Raw genomic sequence first — 25,638 nt, forward strand, 5'->3', positions numbered from 1 at the left:
CCATGTCCCCGGTCCATACACTGCGCCGCCTTGGGGCGGCCCGGCGGCGGCGCGACTATTCTTCTGTGGGTCCCTAAGCTGCGCACGCGTTGCGTGCTTGCTGCCCCCCGAGGGGGCTGCGCCGCCTTGGGGCGGCCCGGCGGGGGGCGCGGCTATTTTTGTGAGGATGTGGAGCGGGCTCCAGCGCTGCGCATGCTTTGCGTGCTCGCTGGCCCCGAGGGGGGGGGCGCTTTTCCCTTACGCTGCGCGCGCCTTGTCCGGCGCGGCCAGGGCGGGATGCCATAGCGCGTCCTGCACGCGCCGCACGCCGGTCGCCATCGATCCGTCCTGGTACAGCTTGATCCAGCGGTAGCCGGGCGCCATGTTGTCCACCACGTGCTTGCCGTCGCGGATGCTGAACTGGAAGCAGGTCGATGGCGTGGCCAGCATGCGCAGGTTGTGCCTGCGGCGGTCGAATTCGTGATGCACGTGACCCCACAGCAGCACGCGCACCTGCGGCCAGCGGGCCAGCAGCTTGAACAGCGCCTGCGGGTTGTCGATCATCATCGTGTCGTGCCAGTGGCTGTCGATCTGCATGGGGTTGTGGTGCATGGCCACCAGCGTGTGGCGGCCGGGCGCCTCGGCCAGCGCCGCCTCCAGCATGTCCAGCTCGCTGTCGGGCAGGTGGCCCGCGTTCGAGCCCGGCACCGTGGTGTCCAGCGCAACGACGCGCCAGGCGCCCACGTCGGTCACCGGCGCCGACCATTCCGGCAATTCCTGGCGCATCACGGCCGGCAGGTCGTGGTTGCCCGGCAGGCAGCGCATGCAGGCGCGGTCCAGCGCCGGCGCTTCGGACAGAATGGAGGCAAAGCGCTGGTAGGACGCCGCTTCGCCGTCTTGCGAGAGGTCGCCCGTGGCCAGCAGCAGGTCGGGGTGGCGGCCGTCGGCTTCGACCTGGCGCAGCACGGCGCGCAGGCTGGCGTCGGTGTCGACGCCCAGCATCGCGGTGCCGGCCGCGCCGAACAGATGGCTATCGGTCACTTGGACCAGCATGGCGGGCGCGTCGTCGCGCCGGCCCAGGGAATGGATGCGGGCCAAGTGCCGCTCCTGAAAAGTTGGTGCGATTCCACATTACCCAAAAACGCGCCGCGACGCGTTTCGCGCGCCTGTATTGGGGTAACGAAACGTGCATTCTCTACGATTCTCTACAGTTTCCGGCCAAAAGCCAGGGAAAAAAGCCGCTATTCTTGTGAAACTTTACACAAGCTTCAAGATCGGACGCGGCGCTACCCATGGATGTCGGTTTTCTCGTATTCGGCTTGGCCGGTTTGCTCACGCTGGTCTGTTTCATGCCGCCCCTGGCCGGCCGCCTCAAGCTGCCGTACTCGGTGCTGCTGGCTATCGTCGGCTGCCTGCTCGGCATCATCGTGCACGTCCACGGCTGGGCGCCCAGCTGGATAGGCGACTTCCTGGACTCCCTGGAACGCTTCGAGATTTCGTCCGAAACGTTCCTGATGGTGTTCCTGCCGGTGCTGCTGTTCGAAACCGCCCTGTCGATGAACGTGCGGCGCCTGATGGACGACATCGGCCCCATCCTCATGATGGCCATCGTGGCGGTGGTGGTGTGCACCGTGGTGGTCGGCGTCACCCTGGACGCCATATCTTCCTACGGCCTGGTGGTCTGCCTGCTGCTGGGCGCCATCGTGGCGACCACGGACCCGGTGGCCGTGGTGGGCATTTTCCGGGAAGTGGGCGCGCCCAAGCGCCTGACCACCCTGGTCGAAGGCGAAAGCCTGTTCAACGATGCCGCGTCCATCGCCTTGTATTCGGTGCTGCTGGCCGTGCTGGGCGGCCATGGCGAATTGACGGCAAGCGGCATCTTCAACGACTTCATCGTGCACTTCATCGGCGGTGGCGTCGCCGGCTTCGCGATGGGGCGCCTGGCCTGCTTCCTGTTCGCCTGGCTGCGCGGCTTTCCCACGGCGGAAATCACGCTGACGCTGACGCTGGCCTATCTGTCCTTCTTCATTTCCGAGCACTACCTGAATGTTTCCGGCGTCGTCGCCACCGTGATCGCCGGCCTGGTGGTCGGGTCCACCGGCCGCACGCGCATGTCGCCCACCACCTTCGAATACCTGTCCAGCGCCTGGGAACAGTTCGGGTTCTGGGCCAACTCGCTGATCTTCCTGTTCGCGGCCATGCTGATCCCCAAGCTGATGGCGGCGGCCGACTGGCAGGAACTGGCGCTGGTGGCGGTGGTGTTCGTCGCCACGCTGGTGGCGCGCGCCATCGTGGTCTTCGGCTTGCTGCCGCTGCTGGGGCTGACCCGGCTGGGGACCAAGGTCAGCAATCCCTACAAAGTGGTCATGCTGTGGGGCGGATTGCGCGGCGCCGTGTCGCTGGCGCTGGCGCTGGCCGTGACGGAGCAGATCGGCGTGGCCGAAGAGGCGCGCCAGTTCATCGCGGTGGCTACCACCAGCTATGTGCTGCTGACCTTGTTCATCAACGGCATCAGTCTGCGGCCGCTCATCCGCATGCTGGGCCTGAACCAGCTGTCGCCGGTGGAGCGCACCATCCGCAACCAGGCCCTGGCCGTGGCGTTGGAAGACCTGCAAGGCAAGACCGAAGAGGTGGCCAAGACCGAGCATATCGGCACTGAAGTCCGCGACCGCATCCGCGCCGTGTTCGACGCCAGCCTGACCAGCGTGCATGACGGCCAGGTCGGCCAGATGACCGACGACCAGCGCGTCGCGGTGGGGCTGGCCATCGTGGCGCAGCGCGAAGAGGAAATGTTCTTCGACATCCTCAAGGCGCAGATCGTGGACTGGCGCATGGCCGAGGCCCTGCTGGCGCGGGCGGAACGGCTGGAGGACGCGATCCGGCTGGGCGGCATCCCGGGCTTCGAGCGCGCCATCGCCGCCGACGTGCGCTATTCCACCGGCTTTCGCCTCGCCCTGCGCCTGCACTACCTGTTCGGGTTCCAGGGCTGGCTGGCGCGCGAGCTGGGCCAGCGCTTCGCCAACCTGATGAGCAAGCGGTCGGTCGCGCAGCGCCTGATCGTATTCGCGCGCGAACAGATCACGCCCCTGCTGGGCGAAGAGGCGACTCAGCGCATCGTGTCGCTGCATCAGCGCCGCCTGGACCTGATCGAGAACGCCATGCAGGCCCTCAACCTGCAATACCCGTCCTACGCGCAGTGGCTTCAGGAAAGCTATCTGGGCCGGGTGGCGCGCGAAATGGAGCGTATCCGCTACCGCGACATGCTCGAGCAATTCCTGATCAGCGGCGAGGTGTACGCGGACCTGATGGCGCAATTGAAGAGCCGCTGGGCCCATATCGATACGCACCCGCCGCTGGACATCGAAATGAGCGCGGCGGAGCTGATCAAGCGCGTGCCCCTGTTCGAGGGCCTGTCGGCCGACTCGCTGCGGGCCATCAGCAAGCTGCTCAAGCCGCGGCTGTCGCTGCCGGACCAGCGCGTGCTTACGAAGGGCCGGCACGGCGAAGAGATGTGCTTCGTGGCGTCCGGGGCCGTGGCCGTGCACCTGCCCGACAACACGATGATCGAGCTGGGCAGCGGAGAGTTCTTCGGCGAGCTCGGGCTGCTGGGCGAGCAGCAGATCGCGCCCGACGTCACCTCGCTGGGCTACAGCAAGCTCCTGATGCTGTCGTCGCGGGACTTCCACGCCTTGCTGGCGCGCGACGAGCATCTGCGCGAGCGCATCCAGCTGGTGGCCAAGCAGCGCCTGCGCGCGATCGAAGTGTGGAAGCAGTTCTCGCAGGCCAACGCCGCGCCCGCGCCGGCGCCTGCCCCCGCGTCGGCGCCCAGCCCGGCGCAGGCGGCCGAAGCCGCGGAAGCGGCGGGCGTGAGCGCGCCGCCCGTCGCCGAGGCGCAAGCCGCCCCTGCGGCCCAGGAAACTCCCGTCGCGGACCCGCCGCGCGAGGATGCGCAGCCAGGCGAAGTGCTGGGCGAGCCCGGTGTCGTGCCGCGCTAGGCCGGGATTTCGCCGCCCGCGCGGCGCTGCATGATGTCTTCGATGATCACCAGCGCCGCTTCCAGCGTGAATTCGCCGTCGGCGATCCGGCGCACGGCCGTGGCCGCGTCGACCGTTGCGATTTCCATGACCTCGCCGTCCCGGTTGGCGGGACGGGCGTCGGCCGCCAGCACGCAGGTGCTGGTCAGGACGTCTTCGACCTGGTAGCCCTCGGGCAGGCGGCGATGGATGCGCAGGATCGTGCGCAGGGGCGAGCGCCGCGCCAAATCGGGTTCGTCCAGCCCCGCCTCTTCGCCGCATTCGCGCACCAGCGCCAATTCCAGGTCCTCGCGGCTGCCGGCCAGTCCGCCCACCAATGTGTCCCACATACCGGGATCGGTGGACTTACTGAGCGCGCGGCGCGCGACCCACAGGCGGCCGTCCGGCGTCCAGGCGTTCAAGTGCACGGCCTTGGTGAGCAGGCCCAGCGGGCGGACCGCCGCGCGTTCGATCACGCCCAGGGGCTCGTCGCCGTCCATCACGTCCAGCAATTCGTCGCGCCAGCCGCGCAAGCAGTTGGCTTGGCGCAACAGTTCCGCGGCCTGTTCGAGCACGCGATCCAGGTCCGCGCCCGGCTCGATGCCCGTGCCGATGCGCAGGGCCACGCCGTCCGAGTCGATATTCCTGGCGCCGCGCAAGGCGTCGCAAGCCGCGTGCGTGGCCCAGCCGCAGCGGCGCCCCGCTATATATAAAGCGCGTGCGCCGTCGGGGGCGGGTTCTTGGGCGCGCGCGCAAAGGGCGGCGTACAAGTCGGACAACTGCTGTTGCATCGTGGGTTTGCGGTGGTGAAGTTCCTGACGATTTTATGCCAGCCGATTTCGGCCGCACGGTCAAGTGGGTGCGCGCAAGCCAGGGGCGGTTTCGACAAAGTCAAGAGCACTAAATTACGTTTGTTTGCGCGTCCGCTATAATCCGGCAGTTTCTTTGTGATTTCGAGTGGGAACGACAGGGGCCGCTCTATCTCCCTGCCTCGCCCTGCCATCTAATAATTGCGCGTTGCCCGTTTCCGGTGACTTCCGCCACTAGAGAACGGACCTACGCGCCGTGTTTCGAGGTAAGCATGAAGAAGTGGAGAGGGATACTGGGGGCTTGTGCGATGCTGATTGGCAGCGTGGCGGGTGCTCAGGTGCAAGACATGCCCGGCGGCCCGAAGGTCAATCAGCTCAACCTGCATGAGGGCGTCACGTCGATTTCGCGCGACATCATGTGGTTGCATTGGATGCTGCTCACGATCTGTATCGTGATCTTCATCGGCGTCTTCGGGGTGATGTTCTACTCCATCTGGGCGCACCGCAAATCCCGCGGGCACAAGGCCGCGACCTTCCACGAGCACCTGGGCGTCGAAGTCGCGTGGACGGTGATCCCATTCATCATCGTCATCGCCATGGCGCTGCCGGCCACCAAGACCGTGGTCGCCATGAAAGACACCTCCAGCGCCGACGTCACCGTGAAGGTCACGGGCTACCAATGGAAGTGGGGCTACGAGTACCTCGATGGCCCGGCCGCCGGCATCAAGTTCCTTTCCACGTTGTCGACCCCGCGCGCGCAGATCGAGAATCGCGAGCCCAAGGGCGAGTTCTACCTGATGGAAGTGGACAATCACCTGGTCGTCCCGGTGAACAAGAAGGTCCGCGTCGTCCTGACGGCCGCCGACGTCATCCATTCCTGGATGATTCCCGATTTCGGCGTGAAACAGGACGCCATCCCCGGATTCCTGCGCGATGCCTGGTTCAATGCCGACAAACCCGGCATTTACCGTGGTCAGTGCGCGGAACTTTGCGGCAAGGACCACGCATTCATGCCCATCGTCGTGGAAGTTCTGGCGCAAGCCGACTACGATAAGTGGGTTGAAGACCAAAAGAAGAAGATGGCGGCGAACGCCGACGATCCCAATAAAGAGTGGACGGAAGCCGAACTGGTTGCCCGCGGCGAGAAGGTTTTCGCGGCGAATTGCGTTGCCTGTCACCAGGCCAACGGCAAGGGCATCCCGGGAAGTTTCCCTGCGCTTGACGGAGACAAGGTTGTTCTGGGCCCGAAGGCGGAACAGATCAACACCGTGCTGAAGGGCAAGCCCGGCACCGCGATGGCGGCATTCGGCGGGCAGCTCAACGATGTCGAGATCGCAGCGGTCATCAGCTATACGCGCCATGCCTGGAGCAATGCAGGCAAGGGGCAGGACCCGACGGTTCTACCGAAGGACGTGGTGGCCGGGCGCTGATAGCGCGCGCGCCCAGTTCCTCCACCGTTAGAACCGGTTCCGTTTAGTTAGAGATACCCTGCCGGCCCCGTGGATCGGGGGCGGCACTCAGCAGGAAGGAGTCCATCATGAGCAGCGTCACTGTAGACCACGTGTCGCCGGGCCACGGCCACGGTCACGATGACCACCACCACGCCATCCCCACCGGCTGGCGCCGCTGGCTTTTTGCCACGAACCACAAAGACATCGGGACGATGTACCTCATCTTCTCGTTCGTCATGCTGCTGGAGGGCGGCACGCTGGCCTTGCTGCTGCGCACCGAGCTGTTCGAGCCGGGCCTGCAGTTCTTCCGCCCCGAGCTTTTCAACCAGTTCACCACCATGCACGGCCTGGTGATGGTGTTCGGCGCGGTCATGCCGGCGTTCGTGGGCTTCGCGAACTGGATGATCCCGATGCAGATCGGCGCGTCCGACATGGCATTCGCCCGCATGAACAACTTCAGCTTCTGGCTGCTGCCCGTGGCCGCCATCATGCTGACGGCGTCGTTCTTCGTGCCCGGCGGCGCCACCGCGGCCGGCTGGACCCTGTACGCGCCGCTGTCGCTGCAGATGGGCCCCGGCATGGACCTGGCGATCTTCGCGCTGCACATCATGGGCGCGTCCTCCATCATGGGCGCGATCAACATCATCGTGACCGTGCTGAACATGCGCGCGCCCGGCCTGACGCTGATGAAGATGCCGCTGTTCTGCTGGACCTGGCTGATCACCGCCTTCCTGCTGCTGGCCGTGATGCCGGTGCTGGCCGCCGCCATCACCATGGTGCTGACCGACCGCCATTTCGGCACGGGCTTCTTCAACGCCGCCGCCGGCGGCGATCCGGTCCTGTACCAGCACGTGTTCTGGTTCTTCGGGCACCCCGAGGTCTACATCATGATCCTGCCGGCGTTCGGCATCGTGTCGGCCATCGTTCCCGCGTTCGCCCGCAAGAAGCTGTTCGGCTATGCCTCCATGGTCTACGCCACCGCGTCCATCGCCGTGCTGTCCTTCATCGTGTGGGCGCACCACATGTTCACGACGGGCATGCCGGTCACCGGCCAGCTCTACTTCATGTACGCCACCATGCTCATCTCCATCCCCACCGGGGTGAAGGTGTTCAACTGGGTCGCCACCATGTGGCGCGGCTCCATGACGTTCGAAACCCCGATGCTGTTCTCGATCGGCTTCATCTTCGTGTTCACCATGGGCGGCTTCACCGGGCTGATCCTGTCGGTGGCTCCCATCGACATCCAGGTGCACGACACGTACTACGTGGTCGCCCACTTCCACTACGTGCTGGTGGCGGGCTCGCTGTTCGCCCTGTTCGCCGGCGCCTATTACTGGGTGCCCAAGTGGACGGGCCGCATGTACAGCGAAAAGCTGGGCAAGCTGCACTTCTGGTCCACGCTGATTTCGTTCAACGTGACTTTCTTCCCGATGCACTTCCTGGGCCTGGCCGGCATGCCGCGCCGCTACGCCGATTACGCGGGGCAGTTCACGACCTTCCACCAGATGGCCACCATCGGCGCGTTCTGGTTCGGCCTGTCGCAGCTGATCTTCCTGTGGGCGATGCTGCGCTGCTACGCGGGCAAGGGCGAGCCGGCCTCGGCCAAGCCCTGGGAAGGCGCCGAGGGCCTGGAATGGACGGTGCCGTCGCCGGCGCCCTTCCATACCTTCGAAACTCCGCCCGAAGTGAAGTAAACACGCTTTCATGATCCAGGTAGCACAGCAATGACACCCGAGCAGCGCCGCCGCAACAAGATCGCAGGACTGATCCTTCTGGCTTTCGTCATCGCCGTGTTCGCCTGGACCGTGTTGCGCGGATCGGCCCTGCTGTCCGGCGTTGCCGTCAACTAGGCGGCGGCCATGAGCGATGACCTGCGCCAGACTTCCCAGCGCAAGCTGAGCTTTCTTCAGACGATGAAAGCGGTGGCGTGGGGATTTTTCGGCGTCCGCAAGGGAGCGGGCCACCGGGAAGACGTCGCCAAGCTCAACCCGGTCCATGTGATCGTGGCGGGGCTGCTGGCAGCGGCTATCTTCGTTACTGTGCTGGTATTAATTGTGCGTTGGGCCGTTTCCAGCCTGACTTGAATCACTTAATCTATAAATCTGTACCAGGGAGAAAGCCATGAGTGCAAGCCACTCGGTTCAAGGTAAAGAGGCACCGTACTACTTTGTGCCCGCCGACTCGGGTCATCCCGTGCGTACGGCTGTGGCGCTGCTGTTCATGGGCCTGAGCGCCGCGGCCTGGATCAACGGCGTCAGCTGGGCCAAATGGACCCTGCTGGCGGGCTTTATCGGTTTGATCGTGGTGTTGTACTACTGGTTTGGCGACGCCATCCACGAATCCGAGATCGGCCTGAACAGCAAGCGCATCGACGGTTCCTACCGTTGGGGCATGAGCTGGTTCATCTTCTCGGAAGTCATGTTCTTTGCGGCGTTCTTCGGCGCCCTCTGGTACACGCGCACCATCACCACGCCGTGGCTGGGCGACATGGACCACCGCCTGATGCTGTGGCCCGACTTCCAGGCCGTGTGGCCGAACTTCGGCCCCGCCGGCGTGGTCGAGCACTTCCAGACCGTCGGCCCGTTCTGGCTGCCTACCATCAACACGGCGCTGCTGCTGAGCTCCGGCGTCACGCTGACCATCGCCCACCATGCGCTGCGCGAAAACCATCGCGGCAAGACCATCTTCTGGCTGCTGGCCACGGTCGTCCTGGGCTTCGTCTTCGTGGCCTGTCAGGCATACGAATACCACCACGCCTATACCGAACTGAACCTGAAGTTCAATTCGGGCGCATACGGTTCGCTGTTCTACATGCTGACCGGCTTCCACGGTTTCCACGTGCTGCTGGGCGCCACCATGCTGACGGTCATCCTGATTCGCCTGATCCGCGGGCACTTCACTGCCGACCATCACTTCGGCTTCGAAGGCGCGGCCTGGTACTGGCACTTCGTGGACGTGGTGTGGCTGGGCCTGTACCTGTTCGTCTACTGGTTCTGAGGTGGAAAAAGCTCTCCCCGTACCCGCTTGCGCGGAGAGCAAAGCGCGATAGGAGGCTGGGCGGCAAGCCCGGCGTCCATCGCGCTTTTACATTCCCGCGGGGTGTGGCGGGAACCCGGGTCCCGGATGCCTATCTAAGGCCTGTGCTCTCGATCCAGCCCATGTGGTGGGCGAACAGCACGAACAGGAACAGGGCTACCGATAGTCCGATGCGTACCGTCAGCGCGTTGACTGTGCGGCTGGTGGTGCCCTTGTCCCGCATCAGGTAGACCAGGGCGGATGCCAGGCTGGCCAGGATACCGATAAAGGCCAGGACGACAAAAACGCGCATGGTGGTCTCCGGACAAATCAGAGTTATTGAAGAAAGATGGCCCGACCGCATTCAACCCGCTACACGGTAGCCGCCCTGCTGCTGCTTGGCGCCGCCGTGATCATCCTGGCGTCGCTGGGGCAATGGCAATTGCGCCGCGGCGACGAGCGACGCGCCATTCTGGCCGCTATCGAGGCGGGCCGCAAGCAGGCGCCGCTGAAACTGACGCCCGGGACCGATCCCGCGGACATGACCGCATGGCGGGCCGCGCAAGCCACGGGCGTGTGGCAGCCGCAATTCAGTGTACTGCTGGACAACCGCAACCATGACGGCAGGCCCGGCTACTGGCTGGCCATGCCCTTGCTGCTGGATGGCGACGCGAAGCGCGCCGTGCTGGTGCTGCGCGGCTGGCTGCCGCGGGCCCTGCCGGCGGCGGGGCAGGCTCCCGGCCAGGGGCCGGCGCAGCCGTCCTTGCCGGGCACGCCCGAGGGCACGCAGACCGTGACCGGAGAACTTTCCCTGCGGGTGCCCCGGTTGTTCGAGATCTGGTCGCTTGGCGGATCGGACCAATCCGTCCTGCCGGCTAGGCTGCCGGCCGGCGACGGCGTGCCGCAGGTGCAGAACCTGCCGCTGGATGCCTATGCCAAGGCGACGGGACTTGCCCTGCTGCCCACCGTGCTGTTGCAATCGGACGGCGGCGCGGACGACGGGCTGGTGCGCGATTGGCCGCAGCCGTCCGTGGACTTCCAGCAGAACACCTCGTATGCCGTACAGTGGTTCGCTTTTGCTTCGATTGCGGCCGTGGCATGGCTGGTGGTGCTGGGGGGCGCCATCCGGCGCATGCGGCGCCGCGAGTCCGCCGGGTCCCAGGCCTGAGCCGGCGTCCACCATCAACCCGCAAGACAACAGGATACAAAGTGGCTCGCGACATTTCTCCTACCCGGCCCGCCGGCAAGCGCTCCCTGATGCCCATGCTGCTAGTGTTTCTGTGCAGCCTGGCGCCCATCGTCGCCGCCGTCGTGGTCTACATGAACCCGCAGTGGTGGCCCGACGAAACCAGCAACTACGGCGCGCTGGTGAGCCCGCAGCGGCCCATGCCCGCGGCCGCCGACCTGCAGCTGACCACGCTGGACGGCAAGCCTTTCGACCTGCAGAGCCTGAAGGGCAAGTGGCTGCTGGTGGCCGCCGACGGCGGGGCCTGCCCGGACAGCTGCGCCCGCAAGCTCTTCATCGCCCGCAACAGCCACGCCAGCCAGGGCAAGAACGTGGACCGGCTGGCTCGCGTCTGGTTCATCACCGATGACGCGCCGGTGCCGGACAAGGTGCTGGAGGCCTACAAGGGCACGGTCATGGTGCGCGCGAACCCGGATCAGCTGGCGCGCTTCCTGATGGCGCGCGATACCGCGGCCGGGCAGCCCGGCCTGCAGGATCCGATCTGGGTGATCGATCCCCTGGGCAACCTCATGATGCAGTACCCTGCCGAGGCCGACGGAGTGAAGGTGCGCAAGGACATCAGCAAGCTGGTCTACAGCTCTAGGATAGGGTGATCCCCCCCGGAGCGCCTGCGGCGCTTCCCCCCCAGGGGGGCGCCGCAGCAGACCGGCGGAGCCGGATCTGCGCGGCCCTGATTGGCGTGGCGATGTTCGCATGCGGGGGGCTGCTGGTTTTTCGTGCCGCGGAATCCGCGCGGCAGAGTAATGGTTTATGGAAATGGAACGCATCAAAGCGCGGTATCGCAAACTGGTTTTCTTCACCTGGTTCCTTACGCTGGACCTGATCATGTTCGGCGCATTCGTGCGCTTGACGGATTCCGGGCTGGGTTGTCCCGATTGGCCGGGCTGCTACGGCAGCGTGACGCCGCTGGGCGCCATGGGGGATATCCACGAAGCGTCCCAGGCCATGCCTTTCGGCCCCGTCACGCTTTCCAAGGCCTGGATCGAGATGATCCATCGCTACGTCGGCTCCATCCTGGGCATGCTGATCATCGGCATCGTGTACATGGCGTGGCGCTATCGCCGTGAACTGGGCCGCTCGCCGGCCCTGGCCGTGACCACGCTGGTGGCCGTTTGCGTGCAGGGCGCGTTCGGCGCCTGGACCGTGACGCACAAACTGATGCCCGCTGTCGTGACGGCGCACCTGGTGTTCGGCCTGTCCGTGCTGGCATTGATGACCTGGCTGTCCGCACGCGAGCGCCCGCATCTGCCCGTGCCCGAGTCGGCCGCGCGCTGGAAGCCATGGGTGGCCGTGGGCTTCGGGCTGCTGCTGGTGCAGGTGACCCTGGGAGGCTGGGTCAGCACCAACTATGCCGCGCTGGCCTGCATGGACTTCCCCATGTGCCACGGCCAGTGGGTGCCTGAAATGGACTTCCACGGCGGGTACTCGATCATCCGCGGCCTGGGCGAGCTTCCTTCCGGCGAGATGATTTCCCAGCCCGCGCTCACGGCGATCCATTGGGTGCACCGCAATTTCGCCTTCGTGGTGTTCCTGTACCTGGGCACGCTGGCCTGGCGGCTGCGGGCCGAGCCCGGGCTGCGCGGCCCCGCCACGCTGATGCTGGCGCTGCTGGCGGCGCAGCTCGTGACCGGCCTGACGACGATCTTCTTCCAGTGGCCGCTGCTGATCGCGGTGTTGCACAATGGAGGCGCCGCCGGCCTGACGCTGGCCGCGGTGGTCTTGATGGTGCGTTTGTCCACGGCGCGGCGTTCGCCCGCGGGTGAATACGGCCCCAATTCGGTGCGCGTTTAAAATAGGGCTCATTATGACCAGTATTGCCGCTCCCCAAACCGGATTGCTCCGCCAGTATTTCGTCCTCACCAAGCCGCGCGTGACGCAATTGGCGGTGTTTTGCGCCGTGATCGGCATGTTCCTGGCCGCGCCCGGCATCCCGGACATGCGGCGGGTGGTGTTCGGCACCATCGGCATCTGGTTGCTGGCGGCCGCCGCCTTCGCCATCAACTGCCTGATCGAACAGGAAGTGGACGCGCGCATGCTGCGAACCGCCCGCCGCGCCACGGCGCGCGGCACGATCTCGGCCTTCCAGGTGCTGTCCCTCTCGGGGCTGCTGGGCGGCGCGGGCATGTTCGTGCTCTACCACCTGGTCAATCCCCTGACGATGTGGCTGACCTTCGCCACCTTCGTGGGCTATGCGGTCATCTACACCGTCATTCTCAAGCCGCGCACGCCGCAGAACATCGTCATCGGCGGCCTGTCCGGCGCCATGCCGCCGGCGCTGGGCTGGGCCACGGTGGCGGACTCGGTGCCGGCCGAAGCCTGGGTCCTGGTCCTGATCATCTTCATCTGGACGCCGCCGCACTTCTGGGCGCTGGCGCTCTATCGCAATCACGATTACGCCAAGGCCGGGCTGCCCATGCTGCCCGTGACGCATGGCAACCAGTTCACGCGCCTGCACATCCTGCTCTACAGCGTGGCGCTGGTCGCGACCACGCTGCTGCCCTACGCCATCCGCATGAGCGGCGCGCTCTATCTGGCGTCCGCACTGGTGCTGGGCGGCATGTTCGTGTCCTACGCATGGCGGCTGTACCGCGCCTACAGCGACGAACTGGCGCGCAGCATGTTCCGGTTTTCCATTCTTTACCTGGCGCTGCTCTTCGGCGCCCTGCTGGCGGACCACTGGGTCGGCCTGTTGCGCTGATTTCCTGGAGGTTGTCGATGTCCGTGTTTTCCACCAGCCGCAGGCTGGCCTTGCGCCTGGGCGCCGCCGCCGCCTTGACCGCCGCGCTGGCCGCCTGCGGCGAGAGCGCGCCCGTGTTCAAGGGCAGCGATATCAGCGGAACCCAGCTGGGCCGCGGCATGGAATTGTCCGACTACAACGGCAAACTGCGCCAGCTGTCCGACTTCGCCGGCAAGGTGGTGGTGGTGTTCTTCGGCTTCACGCAATGCCCGGACGTGTGCCCCACGTCGCTGGCCGAACTGACCGAGGTCATGAAGAAGCTGGGGCCGGACGCCGACCGCGTGCAGGTGCTGCTGATCACGGTGGACCCCGAGCGCGACACGCCCGAGGTTCTCAAACAATACGTTACCGCCTTCGACCCGCGCTTCCTGGGCTTGACGGGCACGCCGGACCAGGTCAAGAAGGCCGCTGCGTCGTTCAAGGCCTATTACGCCAAGGCGCCCACCAAGGACGGCAGCTACACCATGGATCACACGGCCGCCTTCTACCTGCTGGACGGAAAGGGCGAATCGCGCGTGCTGGCCAATAACAATATCGGCGTCGACGCGCTGACGCACGACATCCAGGCCCTGCTGAAGCAATAAAGGGCGCTATCTGCCCGTTGCGACGGCCCAGCCGTCCAGCGCGGCGCGGGCCTTGTCGCCGAGTTCCGCGGCGGGGATTTCGCGCCGGTGGGCCATGATCATGAGCGCGTACGGGGTTGCCAGCGCGGCCGCCTCGGGGCATAGGCGGCATTCGTCGCCGACGGACGGCGAGACATTGCGCCAGTAGTTGATCGCCTGTTCGAGCAGGGGCAGGGTGACGGAATCCATGCGCCTATTGTCCACGATTGGCCAGTGCTGTCCACCGGGCGCCGCCAGCAAAGAAGCGTCACCATCGCAACATGCCGAAACCGCGGGCGGGTGCTATACCACTGCCGGTTAGTTACGATGGAGCATCGTTATGAGTACCCCTACCCGAATCGAAGCGCCGCGGCGCGCGCTGCATCCGCTGGTCGCGGCCGCGGCGGTCGCCGTGATCGTCATGTGCTCGGTGGGCGTGGCCGCCGTGCTGGGATGGCTGCCCACGCCCTCCGCCAATCCGCACGCCGATGAGCCTGTGGCCGAGGCGGGCCCGGAAGGCGCCAACCTGGCGCCCGCTCCGCCCGCCCAGGGCGCGCCTGGCCAGCAGGCTCGCCCCGAGCCTGGGCAGACGGCCCGTCCTGCTCAAGCGCCTGCCCCGGCGCCCGCGAAGCAGGCTTGCGCCAGCTGCGGCGTCGTCGAATCCATCCGCCAGGTCCAGGTGCCCGTGAAGGACAACAGCGACCATCTTGTCGGCACCATTGCCGGCGGGGTGGCGGGCGGCGTCGTGGGCAACCAGTTCGGCGGCGGCAGCGGCAAGACCGCGCTGACGGTGCTGGGCGCGGTCGGCGGTGCTTTGGCAGGCCGTGAAGTTGAGCGTAATATCAGACAGCAACAAACGGTGACGCACTATGAGCTCACCGTGCGCATGAGCGACGGCAGCGCGCGCCAGTTCCGTAGCGCGCAGCCGTTCGCGTTTGCGTCCGGCGATCACGTGCGCGTGGAGAACAACCAGCTGCTGCCGGGGTAGGCCCGGCGCGGCAGGCAATTATCTGTTTTGGGGAGACCAGGAATGAGCGACCAACAATCGAACCCGTTCGTCCTACCCGGCATGGGTCAGCATTCCGACTTGTCGGGCAACCCGCTCCTGGCCAGCATGGAAATGATGCGCCAGGCCTGGGCCGGCCTGACCGGGCCGGGGGGACTGGCCAGTAGCCTGCCCATGGCTCCTCCGATGAATCTGGAAGACCTGGACCGCCGCATCGCCGAATTGCGGTCGGTGGAAAACTGGCTGCGCATGAACCTGAGCATGCTGTCCAGCACCATCCAGGGCATGGAAGTGCAGCGCTCCACCATCAGCACGCTGCGCGCATTCGTGGACAGCGCGGCAAATATGGACATGGCCGCCGTGCGCGAAAGCGGCGCGGCGTCGCCGCTGGAAGTCGTGCTGGGGCTGAAGCCCGCGCCGAAGCCCGCGGCCGCCGCTCCCAAGGCGGCGGAAAATGGCAACGCCAAGGGCCAGGATGCGGCCAACGCGGCGGGCGAGCCGCCCTCGGCCGCGCCGGGGATGAGCGAGCAGATGGGCGCCGCGGCGCAATCGGCTTCCAAGGCGTGGTGGGACCTGCTGCAGCAGCAGTTCAACCAGATCGCCGCCGCCACGGCCGCGTCCATGCCGGCCGCGCCCGGCGCCGATGCCGCGTCCAAGGCGAAAGCGGGCGATTCCAAGGCCGCGCCGCAGGCCGGGGCCTCCAAGCCGGCGGCCCGCAAGCCCGCCGCTTCCCGTAGCGCCGCCAAGACCAGCAAGAAAACGGGGCCGGCCGCGAGCTAGCCCTCCTATTCAATCGATGCCCTGGACGGCCGCAAGGCCGCCGGGCCGTCTTCAACATTGTGGAACTTATGCTTAACGTAGTGATTCTTGCCGCCGGACTGGGTAAACGCATGCAGTCCGACCTTCCCAAAGTGCTGCACACGCTCGCGGGCAAACCCATGCTGTCCCATGTGCTGGACAGCGCGCGCCAGCTCGATCCGGCGCGCATCATCGTCGTGGTGGGGCATGGCGCGGACCGCGTCAAGCAGGCTTTCGAAGGCCAGGCCGACCTGCACTTCGCGCTGCAGCAGCCCCAGCACGGCACGGGCCACGCGGTGCAGCAGGCGGTGCCGCTGCTGCTGGAGGGCGATGGCAAGGACGACGTGACGCTGGTGCTGTATGGCGACGTGCCGCTGGTGCAGCCTGAAACCCTCAAGCGCCTGCTGGAGGCCCGCGGCGCAGGCGCCGCCGTGCTGACCGAAGTGCTGGCCGATTCCACCGGCTATGGCCGTATCGTGCGCGACGATCGAGGCAACGTCTGCCGCATCGTGGAACACAAGGACGCCTCGGACGCCGAGCGCGAAATCAAGGAAGTGAACACCGGCATCCTCAGCGCGCCCACCGCGAAGCTGAAGGACTGGCTGTCCCGCATCGACAACAACAACGCCCAGGGCGAGTACTACCTGACCGACACCGTCGGCCTCGCCGTGGCCGACGGCGTGCCGGTGGGCGCGGCGCAGCCCGGCGCCAACTGGGAAACGCTGGGCGTGAACAGCCGAGTGCAGCAGGCCGAACTGGAACGTCGCTGGCAGAGCGAGCAGGCCCGCCGCCAGCTGGAAGCCGGCGTGACGCTGGCCGACCCGGCGCGCTTCGACGTGCGCGGCTCGCTCACCTGCGGGCGCGACGTCTTCATCGACGTGGGTTGCGTGTTCGAAGGCCAGGTGACGCTGGCCGACGGGGTGCGCGTGGGCCCGCATTGCGTGCTGCGCGACGTCAGCGTCGGCCCTGGCACGCATATCGAGGCCTTCAGCCATCTGCAGCAGGCCCAGGTCGGGCGCGACGCGCGCGTCGGTCCGTATGCGCGCCTGCGTCCGGGCGCCGAGCTCGGCGACCGCAGCCATGTGGGCAACTTCGTCGAGATCAAGAAGAGCGTGCTGGGCGAGGACAGCAAGGCCAACCATCTGGCCTACATTGGCGATGCCGACATCGGCGCCCGCGTGAACGTGGGCGCGGGCACCATCACCTGCAACTACGACGGCGTGAACAAGCACCGCACCGTCATCGAGGACGACGCCTTCATCGGCTCGGACACGCAGCTGGTCGCGCCGGTGCGCGTGGGCCGCGGCGCGACGCTGGGCGCCGGCACCACCCTGACCCGGGACGCGCCGGCCGACAAACTGACCGTATCGCGCCCGAAGCAACTCACCGTCGAGGGTTGGCAACGCCCGGTCAAGAAATCGTGACCGGCGAGAAAGACGCAGCCCCAGGCGGGGCGCCCAAGCCCGCCCCGCCCGACGGCCTGCCGACGCCGCGGCGCTATTGGGCGGCGGCAACCGTGATGACGGGCATCAGCCTGTCGGTGCTGGACACCACCATCGCCAACGTCGCGCTGCCCACCATCGCAGTCGACCTCAACGCTTCGCCGGCCCAGGCGGTCTGGATCGTCAATGCCTACAACCTGGCGGTGGTGACAATGCTGCTGCCGCTGTCGGCGCTGGCCGAACGCATCGGCTTTCGCCGCATGTTCACCTTCGGCCTGATGCTGTTCACGCTGGCCTCGCTGGGGTGCGCCCTGGCCGCCACGCTCTGGCAGCTGACGGCGGCGCGGGTGTTCCAGGGCATAGGCGCCGCCACGCTGATGTGCATGTTCGGCGGGCTGGTGCGCAATATCTATCCGCTGAAGCTGTTGGGCCGCGGGATCAGCATCAACGCCACCACGGTGGCCATCATGTCGGTGCTGGGGCCGACCATCGGCTCCGCCATCCTGTCGGTGGCGCCCTGGCCCTGGATCTTCGCGGTCAACCTTCCCATCTGCATGCTGGCGATGCTGGGCCTGCGCCATCTGCCGGAGGTGCCGCGCAACAACGTGAAGCTCGATTGGGTCAGCGCCCTGTTGTGCATGGTCACCCTGGGCGTATTCATCTCCGGGGTGGACATGATGGGCATGGACCTGCTGCGCGGCATCGGCCTGGTCGCGATCGCGACGGTGGTCGGCCTGGTGCTGGTGCGCCGGGCCAGCCAGCAGCCGATGCCGCTGGTGCCGGTCGACCTGTTGCGCATCCGTCCGCTGGCCTTCGCCGTGGGCGCGTCGGCCTGCACGTTTGCGGCGCAGATGGCGTCCTATGTGTCGCTGCCGTTCTACTTCCAGCAGGTCCTCGGCCGGCCCTACCTGGAGGTGGGCATGCTGATGGGAGCCTGGCCCGTGGGCACCGCGATCATCGCCCCGCTGGCGGGGAGGCTGTCCGACCGTTATTCGGCCGCCACCCTGAGCGGGGCCGGGGCGGCCACGATGGTGGCCGGCATGCTGTGGCTGGCGGCGCTGCCGGCCTCGGTGTCCAACTGGCCCATCATCGCGGGCATGTTCGTGGCGGGCACGGGATTCGGCTTCTTCCAGACGCCGAACAACCGGGCCCTGCTTTCGGCCGCGCCCCGTTCGCGCAGCGGCGCGGCGGGCGGACTGCAGGCCACGACCCGTGTGTTCGGCCAGAGTTTCGGCACGGCGCTGGTCGCCATCGCGTTCAGCATCAGCGTGGCCCATGGTCCGGGCCTGGCCCTGGTTCTGGGGACGGTTTGCGCCGGCCTTGCCGTGGTGGTCAACACCGTGCGGTTTACCAAGCTGAAGCCCTAGCGCGGGCTCGTGTCTGACACCCGTACGAGCCGTTCTTCGGATTGGGGCAGGCGCTTCCCGGGTGTCAGACACCCGGCGGCGGCGAAGCAACCCGTCCCGTCATCTCGTACGAGCCGTTCTTCGGATTGAGGCAGGCGCTTCCCGGGTGTCAGACACCCAACGGCGCCGAAGTAACCCGCCCCGTCATCTCGTACGGGTGTCAGACACTTCCCGGGTGTCAGACACCCGGCGGCGCCGAAGCAACCCGTCCCGTCATCCCGTACGGGTGTCAGACACTTCCCGGGTGTCAGACACCCAACGGCGCCGAAGCAACCCGTCCCGTCATCTCGTACGGCTGTCAGACATCGCCGGGAGCCGCTCCTATAATGGCGACCTGCGCCCGGTTCTGGATATCGGGGGCAAGGCTTACCAATTTTTGAGGCGTTCAGGCATGAAGATCACGGTCGTGGGTACCGGTTACGTGGGGTTGGTGTCGGGGGCGTGCCTGGCCGACATGGGCAACGACGTCATGTGCCTGGACGTGGACGCGGCGAAGATCGCCCTGTTGCGCCAGGGGGGCATCCCCATTTACGAGCCCGGCCTGGAAGACCTGGTGCGGCGCAACGTGCAGGCCGGCCGCCTGCACTTCACCGACGATATCGCGCAAAGCGTCGCCTTCGGCGACGTGCAGTTCATCGCCGTGGGCACTCCGCCCGGCGAAGACGGCTCCGCCGACCTGAAGTATGTGCTGGCTGCGGCCCAGAACATCGCGCGCCACATGACGGCGCGCAAGCTGATCGTGGACAAGTCCACCGTGCCGGTGGGCACGGCCGACAAGGTGCGCGAGGTCGTCGCGCGTGAACTCGCCGAGCGGGGCGTGGAGATTCCGTTCAGCGTGGCGTCCAACCCCGAGTTCCTGAAGGAAGGGGCGGCGATCAACGACTTCATGAGCCCGGACCGGGTCGTGGTCGGCGCGGACGACGACTACACCATCGGCGTCATGCGCCGCATCTACGAGCCCTTCCAGCGCACGCACGACCGCCTGATGGTGATGGACGTGCGCTCGGCCGAACTGACCAAGTACGCCGCCAACGCCATGCTGGCCACGCGCATTTCGTTCATGAACGAAATGGCGAACCTGGCCGAGGCGCTGGGCGCCGACATCGAGCAGGTGCGCCGCGGCATCGGCGCCGATCCGCGCATCGGATACCACTTCCTGTATCCCGGCGCGGGATACGGCGGCTCCTGCTTCCCCAAGGACGTGCAGGCCCTGGTCAACACCGCTGCGGAGAATTCCCTGCCGATGCGGGTCATCGAAGCCGCGGAAGCCGCCAACCACGCCCAGAAATTCCGTTTGTCCGAAAAGCTGGTCGAGCGCTTCGGCGAAGACCTGCACGGCCGCAAGATCGCGCTGTGGGGCCTGTCGTTCAAGCCCAATACGGACGATATGCGCGAAGCGCCCAGCCTGACGGCGATTGCCGAACTCACGCGCCGCGGGGCCGAGGTGCGCGCCTATGATCCCGTGGCCATGCACGAGGCGGGCCGCGTGCTGGCCGGAAAGCCCGGCATCAGCTTCGCCGCCGACATGTACGATGCGCTGGACGGCGCGGATGCGCTCTTGATCGCGACCGAGTGGAAGGTTTTCCGCGCGCCCGACTTCGACCGCGTCAAGGCCCTGCTCAAGACGCCGCTGATCATCGACGGCCGCAATCTCTACACGCCGGCCGACGTGCGCGCCCTGGGCTTCGAGTACTCGGGCATCGGGCGCGCATGAAGATCCTGCAACTGAACTTCGAGAAAGGCTGGCGCGGGGGCGAACGGCAGACCCTCTATTGCATGCGCGCCTTCCGCAAGGCAGGCCACGACGTCGAAGTGATGTGCCGCGAAGGAGCGCCACTGGCCGAACGCGCCCGCCAGGAGGGCTTCGTGGCCCATACCTGCCGCAACGTGCCCGGGCAGCTGGCCTTTCTGGCCGGAGCCGGCCGCTACGACGTCGTCCACGCGCAGACGGCCAACACCATCACCTGGGCGGTCCTGACCAAATGGCTGCATCGCCGGCCGGTGGTCTTCTCGCGCCGCACCTCCTTCGTGGTGAAGCCCGGCGACGAATGGAAGACCGGTTTCAAGTGGCGCCACGCGGATCTGTTCGTGGCGATCAGCGAGATGGCCGCGGGCGAGCCGCGCCGCCTGGGTATCGAGCCGGTCATCATCCGCAGCGCGGTCGAGCCGCACGAGATCAATGCCGAGAACGTCGCCAGCCTGGCGCGTGAATTCGGCCTGGCCGGCAAAAAGGTCATGGCCACGTCCGCCGCGCTGATCCGCGACAAGGATCCGGTGACGCTGGTGCGCGCCGTGGGCGAATTGGCCAAGACGCGCCGCGACTTCGTGTTCCTGCACTTCGGCGCGGGCGGAGACCGCGAGCAGCAGGCCAAAGACGAGGCGCGCAGGCTCGGCATCGAGGGCGTCTACCAGTTTGCCGGCTTTCGCAAGGGCGTCGAAGATTTCTACAGCATCCTCGACGTGTTCGTCATGAGCTCCGAAGAAGAGGCCCTGGGCAGCAGCGTGCTGGACGCCTTCCTGCAGCGCGTGCCGGTGGTGTCCACCGATGCCGGCGGGCTCAAGGAAAGCCTGGCCGACGGGCGCGGCGTGCTGTGCGCCGTGGGCGATTTCCAGGCCATGGCGCAAGGCATGGCGCGTTGCCTGGACGACGCGGCGTTCCGCCAGGAAGTCACCGAGCGCGCCTATGAGTACGTCCGCAACGAGCACGACGTGCAAAAAATGGGCAACCGCTATCTGGCGCAGTTCGAGCGCCTGCTTGCCCGCCGCTGAATCCCGGGGCATCGCGCAGGCGGCGCATGGGTATCAGGCCCGTACGTCGATCCGGGTTTCGAACTTGGCGCGATGCACCGAGAAAAAGGTGCGCACGTTGCGCACATTGGCCTGGGCGGTGAACGCCCGATGCACCAGCGCGTGATAGGCCGGCATGTCCTTCACTTGCGCGATCACCACGAAATCCGGCCCCGGCGAGACCCGGTAGCACTGCAGCACCGCGCGTTCGGCCAGCATGCTCTGCTCGAACTCGTCCAAGCGTTCCGCCGCCTGCACGTCCAGCGTGATTTCCACGATTGCGGTCAGCGTGCTGCCCAGTTTGCCGGCAGACAGAATGGCCACCTGCCGGTCGATCACGCCTTCGTCCACCAGCCGGCGGACGCGCCGCAGGCATGTAGGCGGCGATGCATGCACGCGCTGGGCGAGGTCTTGATTGGTCAGCGAGCTGTCTTCTTGTAACTGTTCAAGAATGCGCCGGTCCAGATCATCCAGTTCTGGCAGTGGAATCGGTGGATTCTGCATGGTTAATTTCAAAAATCAGTTCTGGAAGAAAGATTATTTAATCACAAATATGTAAGGGAATTAATTTACATAAATGACCAGATAAAGAAATCAAATTTCTTTGCGGGGCGAGCACAATGCGTCCGTACACGAACTTCCCGGAGCACTCCCTATGTGCGGCATTGTTGGCGCCGTCGCCCAGCGCGACATCACCCCGATTCTTGTTGAAGGCCTCAAGCGCCTGGAATACCGCGGCTACGATTCCTGCGGCGTCGCGGTCTACGCCGACGGCCACCTGCGCCGCACGCGCAGCACGCAGCGCGTGGCCGAGCTGGCCGAACAGGTTTCGCAAGACAAGCTGCAGGGCTACACCGGCATCGCCCACACCCGTTGGGCGACCCATGGCGTGCCCGCCACGCACAATGCCCACCCGCACTTTTCGCATCTGGGCAACGACGAGCCGCGCATCGCGCTGGTTCACAACGGCATCATCGAGAACCACGATGAATTGCGCGCCGAGCTCCAGGCCGTCGGCTATGTGTTCGAAAGCCAGACCGATACCGAAGTGATCGCGCACCTGGTCAATCACCTGTATGCCGGCGACCTGTTCGAAGCCGTGCAGAACGCCGTGCGCCGCCTGCATGGCGCCTACGCCATCGCCGTGTTCTGCCGCGACGAACCGCATCGTGTGGTGGGCGCGCGCCAGGGCTCGCCGCTGGTGGTGGGCGTGGGCCAGAATGAGAACTTCCTGGCTTCCGACGCGCTGGCCCTGGCCGGCACGACCGATCAGATCATTTATCTGGAAGACGGCGACGTCGTCGACCTGCAGCTGTCGCGCGTCTGGATCGTCGACGCCAGCGGCAAGAACGTGGACCGCGAAGTGCACACCGTGCACGTGCACACCGGCGCGGCCGAACTCGGTCCCTACCGCCACTACATGCAGAAGGAAATCTTCGAACAGCCCCGCGCGGTCGGAGATACGCTGCAGGACATCGAGTCCATCACGCCTGAACTGTTCGGCGACGATGCCTACAAGATTTTCAAGGACATCGATTCCCTGCTGATCCTGGCCTGCGGCACCAGCTACTACGCCGGCCTGACCGCCAAGTACTGGATCGAATCGATCGCAAAGATCCCGGTGGCCGTGGAAATCGCCAGCGAATACCGCTATCGCGACAGCGTGCCCAACCCGCGTTCGCTGGTGGTCACCATCTCGCAGTCGGGCGAAACCGCCGACACGCTGGCCGCGCTGAAGCATGCCCGCTCGCTGGGCATGGAAAACACGCTGACCATCTGCAACGTGTCCACCAGCGCCATGGTGCGCGAGTGCAAGCTGTCGTACATCACGCGCGCCGGGGTCGAGATCGGCGTGGCCTCCACCAAGGCCTTTACCACCCAGCTCACCGCGTTGTTCCTGTTGACGCTGACCCTGGCCCAAGTGCGCGGCAAGCTGACCGAAGAACAGGAATCCGAGCACCTGAAGGCCTTGCGCCACCTGCCCGTGGCCATTGGTTCCGTGCTCGCGCTGGAACCGCAGATCATGGCCTGGGCCGACCGCTTCGCCTCCAAGGAGAACGCCCTGTTCCTGGGCCGCGGCATGCACTATCCGATCGCCCTGGAAGGCGCGCTCAAGCTCAAGGAAATCAGCTACATCCACGCCGAAGCCTACCCGGCCGGCGAGCTCAAGCACGGCCCGCTGGCCCTGGTGACGGAGCACATGCCCGTCGTCACCATCGCGCCCAAGGACGAACTGCTGGAAAAGCTGAAGTCCAACATGCAGGAAGTGCGCGCCCGCGGCGGCGAGCTCTACGTATTTGCGGACGCCGACAGCAAGATCCAGAGCGCCGAAGGCATGCACGTGATCCGCATGCCCGAGAACTACGGCAAGCTGTCGCCCATCCTGCACACAGTCCCGCTGCAACTGCTGTCGTACCACACGGCATGCGCCCGTGGCACCGACGTGGACAAGCCGCGCAACCTCGCCAAGAGCGTGACGGTCGAGTAAGGCCGGCGGCAGTATCGAGCAAAAGCCCACCCGCACGCGGTGGGCTTTTGCTTTTGCGGGCCTTGCATATGCGAATACTCACTATCCCGAGGGCGGAAGTCAGGCTTTGTTATTTCTGAATAATGACTGTATCCAGGCTGTTTTGGAATATGACATATCCTTGGGCGATTAATAAATAACCCCCTGATGGGTATTATGTTTTTTCATTTTGGTTAAACCGGACCAAGAAAAACTCTTTTATATATTTGCTAACAACCTCGTGGCCGGTCCATGTTGCGGTTCATGTAATGAATGTAATTGTTTGAGGGATTTCCCTGGGTTTATTGCGACGAATCTGATTTATTTCCACAGCAATAAAAATTTTTAGAAAGAATTTTGCTGTCGGCCCCCTTTACGATTCGTTGGCTCATCGCTTGGCACGTTTAAGCGAGTATCGAGCTGTAAATATTCTTAAGCAATACGCCCGCCAAAGCTGAGAAAAACGTATTCGATTTCGCATCGATTTCGTGTCTCAGGGCGTCGATTTCTAGTGTCTCCGACACGACGAAAATAGTGAGGTCCCCCCGTGGTAAAGAGAATCGCAGTGTGTGGCCTTGGATATGTCGGCCTTCCCGTAGCCGTCGCATTTTCCAAGCGCTTTGATGTCATCGGTTTTGATGTGGACAATCGGAGAATCGCGCGGCTGAAAGAGGGTGACGACTGGACAGGCGAGATCGAACGCGACGTATTGCTTGCCTCCCCCATGCAGTTCACCGACCAGGTGACGGAACTGGAAGGCTGCGACTTCTTCGTGGTGGCCGTCCCCACGCCGGTGGACGAGAAGAACAATCCGGATTTTTCGTTGCTGGTGCGTGCCTGCCGCACGATCGGCCCCGTGCTGCGCCCCGGCTGCATCGTCGTTTTTGAATCCACCGTCCACCCGGGCGCCACCGAGGAAATCTGCGGACCGGAACTGGAGAAAGCCTCCGGCCTGCGCTGCGGCACCGATTTCAAGCTGGGCTACAGCCCCGAGCGGATCAATCCGGGCGACCGCGAGCATCCGCTGGAGAAGATCGTCAAGATCGTCTCCGGCCAGGACGAGGAATCGCTGGAAACCATCGCCGGCGTCTACGAAAAAATCATCGATGCCGGCGTGCACCGCGCTTCGTCGATCAAGGTCGCGGAAGCCGCGAAGGTGCTCGAGAACACGCAGCGCGACATCAATATCGCGCTGATGAACGAAATGTCGAAGATCTGCGATCTGGTCGGCATCCGCACCTCGGAAGTGCTGGCGGCCGCCGGCACCAAGTGGAACTTCCTCAAGTTCTCGCCCGGCCTGGTGGGCGGCCATTGCATTGGCGTCGATCCGTACTACCTGACCTCCAAGGCGCAGGAGCTCGGCTATCACCCCGAAGTGATCCTGTCGGGCCGGCGGATCAATGACGGCATGGCGAACCACGTCGCCTCGCGCGTGGTGCAGAAGCTGGCTCGCAACGGCCTGCTCAATGCCACGACCCGAGTCGGCATCCTGGGCATGACCTTCAAGGAAAACGTGCCGGATATCCGTAACTCCAAGGTAGTCGATCTGTACAACGCCCTTGGCGAGTACGGCATTACTCCGGTTGCGTGCGACCCCATGGCCGACGCGGAGCAGATGGAGCACGAGTACGGCATCAAGCTCGTGGAGCGCGACCAGTTCCGCGACATGGACGTGCTGATCCTGGCGGTCCCGCACCGCGAAACCATGGATTCCATCTGGGACGACATGCCCGCGCTGGTCAAGAGCGGCGGCATGGTGTGCGACCTGAAGTCGGTGCTGGACAGCAAGCGGCTTCAGTCCGATCTCCTGTACTGGACTCTTTAAGTTCAGGCTCACTATC

Annotated in this window: 24 protein-coding genes; 19 read left to right on the top strand and 5 right to left on the bottom strand. The window is 65.5% G+C overall.

Translation table 11 applies throughout. The features are described 5' to 3' along the window. Positions 1-237: 237 nt before the first annotated feature. On the bottom strand, positions 238-1,077 hold the full coding sequence (cpdA, locus tag JL37_RS03040) for a 3',5'-cyclic-AMP phosphodiesterase (protein ID WP_043541911.1): 840 nt from the start codon (positions 1,075-1,077) through the stop codon (positions 238-240). Positions 1,078-1,271: 194 nt separating this feature from the next. On the opposite strand from cpdA, the gene JL37_RS03045 reads away from it, so the two are divergent. Continuing rightward, positions 1,272-3,974 carry a cation:proton antiporter gene (locus JL37_RS03045; RefSeq protein WP_043541912.1) on the top strand — a complete coding sequence of 901 codons (2,703 nt, stop codon included), beginning with the start codon at positions 1,272-1,274 and terminating at the stop codon, positions 3,972-3,974. On the opposite strand, the gene JL37_RS03050 is transcribed toward JL37_RS03045, so the two are convergent. Next, positions 3,971-4,783 carry an NUDIX hydrolase family protein gene (locus tag JL37_RS03050; RefSeq protein WP_043541914.1) on the bottom strand — a complete coding sequence of 271 codons (813 nt, stop codon included), beginning with the start codon at positions 4,781-4,783 and terminating at the stop codon, positions 3,971-3,973. The genes JL37_RS03045 and JL37_RS03050 overlap by 4 nt on opposite strands. A 290-nt stretch (positions 4,784-5,073) precedes the next feature. Here JL37_RS03050 and coxB point away from each other — a divergent pair, with 290 nt between their 5' ends. From coxB to JL37_RS03075, 5 genes are all read left to right on the top strand, one after another. Continuing rightward, on the top strand, positions 5,074-6,231 hold the full coding sequence (gene coxB, locus JL37_RS03055) for a cytochrome c oxidase subunit II (RefSeq protein ID WP_043541916.1): 1,158 nt from the start codon (positions 5,074-5,076) through the stop codon (positions 6,229-6,231). A 107-nt stretch (positions 6,232-6,338) separates the two neighbouring features. Continuing rightward, on the top strand, positions 6,339-7,946 hold the full coding sequence (ctaD, locus tag JL37_RS03060; protein WP_043541917.1) for a cytochrome c oxidase subunit I: 1,608 nt from the start codon (positions 6,339-6,341) through the stop codon (positions 7,944-7,946). 30 nt (positions 7,947-7,976) lie between these two features. Continuing rightward, a complete protein-coding gene (locus tag JL37_RS30830) occupies positions 7,977-8,102 on the top strand; it encodes a cytochrome oxidase small assembly protein (protein WP_043541918.1) in 126 nt (41 codons plus the stop codon). Positions 8,103-8,111: 9 nt separating this feature from the next. Then, the gene (locus tag JL37_RS03070) at positions 8,112-8,336 is read left to right on the top strand and encodes a DUF2970 domain-containing protein (protein ID WP_043541919.1); all 225 of its coding nucleotides are present in this window, start codon (positions 8,112-8,114) and stop codon (positions 8,334-8,336) included. A gap of 37 nt (positions 8,337-8,373) precedes the next feature. Then, positions 8,374-9,249 (top strand): cytochrome c oxidase subunit 3, encoded by an 876-nt coding sequence (locus tag JL37_RS03075; protein WP_042795688.1) that lies wholly within the window; start codon positions 8,374-8,376, stop codon positions 9,247-9,249. A gap of 130 nt (positions 9,250-9,379) precedes the next feature. On the opposite strand, the gene JL37_RS03080 is transcribed toward JL37_RS03075, so the two are convergent. Further along, positions 9,380-9,580 (bottom strand): twin transmembrane helix small protein, encoded by a 201-nt coding sequence (locus JL37_RS03080; protein WP_006224570.1) that lies wholly within the window; start codon positions 9,578-9,580, stop codon positions 9,380-9,382. Positions 9,581-9,616: 36 nt separating this feature from the next. Here JL37_RS03080 and JL37_RS03085 point away from each other — a divergent pair, with 36 nt between their 5' ends. The 5 genes from JL37_RS03085 to JL37_RS03105 all read left to right on the top strand — a co-directional run bounded on the left by JL37_RS03085 (position 9,617) and on the right by JL37_RS03105 (position 13,834). Further along, complete coding sequence (locus JL37_RS03085; protein WP_043541923.1) at positions 9,617-10,435, top strand: SURF1 family protein; 819 nt, start codon at positions 9,617-9,619, stop codon at positions 10,433-10,435. Positions 10,436-10,476: 41 nt separating this feature from the next. Next, a complete protein-coding gene (locus JL37_RS03090) occupies positions 10,477-11,106 on the top strand; it encodes a membrane protein (RefSeq protein WP_043541925.1) in 630 nt (209 codons plus the stop codon). A 163-nt stretch (positions 11,107-11,269) separates the two neighbouring features. Beyond that, complete coding sequence (locus JL37_RS03095) at positions 11,270-12,304, top strand: heme A synthase (RefSeq protein WP_043542100.1); 1,035 nt, start codon at positions 11,270-11,272, stop codon at positions 12,302-12,304. A gap of 13 nt (positions 12,305-12,317) precedes the next feature. Beyond that, complete coding sequence (gene cyoE, locus JL37_RS03100) at positions 12,318-13,211, top strand: heme o synthase (protein WP_043541926.1); 894 nt, start codon at positions 12,318-12,320, stop codon at positions 13,209-13,211. 17 nt (positions 13,212-13,228) lie between these two features. Continuing rightward, complete coding sequence (locus tag JL37_RS03105) at positions 13,229-13,834, top strand: SCO family protein (protein ID WP_043541928.1); 606 nt, start codon at positions 13,229-13,231, stop codon at positions 13,832-13,834. Positions 13,835-13,840: 6 nt separating this feature from the next. Here JL37_RS03105 and JL37_RS03110 read toward each other — a convergent pair whose 3' ends face one another. Continuing rightward, positions 13,841-14,062, bottom strand: a complete 222-nt coding sequence (locus JL37_RS03110; RefSeq protein WP_043541929.1) for a DUF3717 domain-containing protein — start codon at positions 14,060-14,062, stop codon at positions 13,841-13,843. A 130-nt stretch (positions 14,063-14,192) separates the two neighbouring features. On the opposite strand from JL37_RS03110, the gene JL37_RS03115 reads away from it, so the two are divergent. The 6 genes from JL37_RS03115 (at position 14,193) to JL37_RS03140 (ending at position 21,273) form a co-directional block, all read left to right on the top strand. After that, the gene (locus JL37_RS03115) at positions 14,193-14,840 is read left to right on the top strand and encodes a glycine zipper 2TM domain-containing protein (RefSeq protein WP_043541930.1); all 648 of its coding nucleotides are present in this window, start codon (positions 14,193-14,195) and stop codon (positions 14,838-14,840) included. A 42-nt stretch (positions 14,841-14,882) separates the two neighbouring features. Then, a complete protein-coding gene (locus tag JL37_RS03120) occupies positions 14,883-15,638 on the top strand; it encodes a PhaM family polyhydroxyalkanoate granule multifunctional regulatory protein (protein WP_043541931.1) in 756 nt (251 codons plus the stop codon). 68 nt (positions 15,639-15,706) lie between these two features. Next, positions 15,707-17,080 (top strand): bifunctional UDP-N-acetylglucosamine diphosphorylase/glucosamine-1-phosphate N-acetyltransferase GlmU, encoded by a 1,374-nt coding sequence (gene glmU, locus JL37_RS03125; RefSeq protein ID WP_043541932.1) that lies wholly within the window; start codon positions 15,707-15,709, stop codon positions 17,078-17,080. After that, positions 17,077-18,465, top strand: a complete 1,389-nt coding sequence (locus JL37_RS03130; RefSeq protein WP_052096820.1) for an MFS transporter — start codon at positions 17,077-17,079, stop codon at positions 18,463-18,465. The genes glmU and JL37_RS03130 overlap by 4 nt, the downstream gene beginning before the upstream one ends. A 430-nt stretch (positions 18,466-18,895) precedes the next feature. Continuing rightward, on the top strand, positions 18,896-20,218 hold the full coding sequence (locus tag JL37_RS03135; protein WP_043541934.1) for a UDP-glucose/GDP-mannose dehydrogenase family protein: 1,323 nt from the start codon (positions 18,896-18,898) through the stop codon (positions 20,216-20,218). Beyond that, positions 20,215-21,273, top strand: coding sequence for a glycosyltransferase family 4 protein (locus tag JL37_RS03140; protein ID WP_043541935.1), 1,059 nt, complete (start codon positions 20,215-20,217; stop codon positions 21,271-21,273). Before JL37_RS03135 ends, JL37_RS03140 begins: the two co-directional genes overlap by 4 nt. A gap of 33 nt (positions 21,274-21,306) precedes the next feature. Here the strand turns inward: JL37_RS03140 and JL37_RS03145 are convergent, their stop codons facing one another. After that, positions 21,307-21,795, bottom strand: a complete 489-nt coding sequence (locus JL37_RS03145; protein ID WP_043541937.1) for an Lrp/AsnC family transcriptional regulator — start codon at positions 21,793-21,795, stop codon at positions 21,307-21,309. Between the two features lie 151 nt (positions 21,796-21,946). On the opposite strand from JL37_RS03145, the gene glmS reads away from it, so the two are divergent. Together glmS and JL37_RS03155 are read left to right on the top strand one after the other, a co-directional pair. Further along, complete coding sequence (glmS, locus tag JL37_RS03150; RefSeq protein WP_043541938.1) at positions 21,947-23,779, top strand: glutamine--fructose-6-phosphate transaminase (isomerizing); 1,833 nt, start codon at positions 21,947-21,949, stop codon at positions 23,777-23,779. A gap of 583 nt (positions 23,780-24,362) precedes the next feature. Then, a complete protein-coding gene (locus JL37_RS03155) occupies positions 24,363-25,622 on the top strand; it encodes a nucleotide sugar dehydrogenase (protein ID WP_081954968.1) in 1,260 nt (419 codons plus the stop codon). Positions 25,623-25,638: the final 16 nt, after the last annotated feature.

This window comes from Achromobacter sp. RTa (assembly GCF_000757485.1).
GTDB lineage: Bacteria > Pseudomonadota > Gammaproteobacteria > Burkholderiales > Burkholderiaceae_B > Achromobacter.

Coding starts and splice junctions, on each gene's coding strand:
- JL37_RS30830 (WP_043541918.1), top strand. CDS start 7,977: ATGACACCCGAGCAGCGCCGCCGCAACAAGATCGCAGGACTGATCCTT.
- JL37_RS03095 (WP_043542100.1), top strand. CDS start 11,270: ATGGAACGCATCAAAGCGCGGTATCGCAAACTGGTTTTCTTCACCTGG.
- glmS (WP_043541938.1), top strand. CDS start 21,947: ATGTGCGGCATTGTTGGCGCCGTCGCCCAGCGCGACATCACCCCGATT.
- JL37_RS03135 (WP_043541934.1), top strand. CDS start 18,896: ATGAAGATCACGGTCGTGGGTACCGGTTACGTGGGGTTGGTGTCGGGG.
- JL37_RS03070 (WP_043541919.1), top strand. CDS start 8,112: ATGAGCGATGACCTGCGCCAGACTTCCCAGCGCAAGCTGAGCTTTCTT.
- ctaD (WP_043541917.1), top strand. CDS start 6,339: ATGAGCAGCGTCACTGTAGACCACGTGTCGCCGGGCCACGGCCACGGT.
- JL37_RS03080 (WP_006224570.1), bottom strand. CDS start 9,580: ATGCGCGTTTTTGTCGTCCTGGCCTTTATCGGTATCCTGGCCAGCCTG.
- glmU (WP_043541932.1), top strand. CDS start 15,707: ATGCTTAACGTAGTGATTCTTGCCGCCGGACTGGGTAAACGCATGCAG.
- JL37_RS03050 (WP_043541914.1), bottom strand. CDS start 4,783: ATGCAACAGCAGTTGTCCGACTTGTACGCCGCCCTTTGCGCGCGCGCC.
- JL37_RS03075 (WP_042795688.1), top strand. CDS start 8,374: ATGAGTGCAAGCCACTCGGTTCAAGGTAAAGAGGCACCGTACTACTTT.
- JL37_RS03105 (WP_043541928.1), top strand. CDS start 13,229: ATGTCCGTGTTTTCCACCAGCCGCAGGCTGGCCTTGCGCCTGGGCGCC.
- JL37_RS03110 (WP_043541929.1), bottom strand. CDS start 14,062: ATGGATTCCGTCACCCTGCCCCTGCTCGAACAGGCGATCAACTACTGG.
- JL37_RS03140 (WP_043541935.1), top strand. CDS start 20,215: ATGAAGATCCTGCAACTGAACTTCGAGAAAGGCTGGCGCGGGGGCGAA.
- JL37_RS03115 (WP_043541930.1), top strand. CDS start 14,193: ATGAGTACCCCTACCCGAATCGAAGCGCCGCGGCGCGCGCTGCATCCG.
- JL37_RS03145 (WP_043541937.1), bottom strand. CDS start 21,795: ATGCAGAATCCACCGATTCCACTGCCAGAACTGGATGATCTGGACCGG.
- JL37_RS03045 (WP_043541912.1), top strand. CDS start 1,272: ATGGATGTCGGTTTTCTCGTATTCGGCTTGGCCGGTTTGCTCACGCTG.
- coxB (WP_043541916.1), top strand. CDS start 5,074: ATGAAGAAGTGGAGAGGGATACTGGGGGCTTGTGCGATGCTGATTGGC.
- JL37_RS03120 (WP_043541931.1), top strand. CDS start 14,883: ATGAGCGACCAACAATCGAACCCGTTCGTCCTACCCGGCATGGGTCAG.
- JL37_RS03085 (WP_043541923.1), top strand. CDS start 9,617: ATGGCCCGACCGCATTCAACCCGCTACACGGTAGCCGCCCTGCTGCTG.
- cyoE (WP_043541926.1), top strand. CDS start 12,318: ATGACCAGTATTGCCGCTCCCCAAACCGGATTGCTCCGCCAGTATTTC.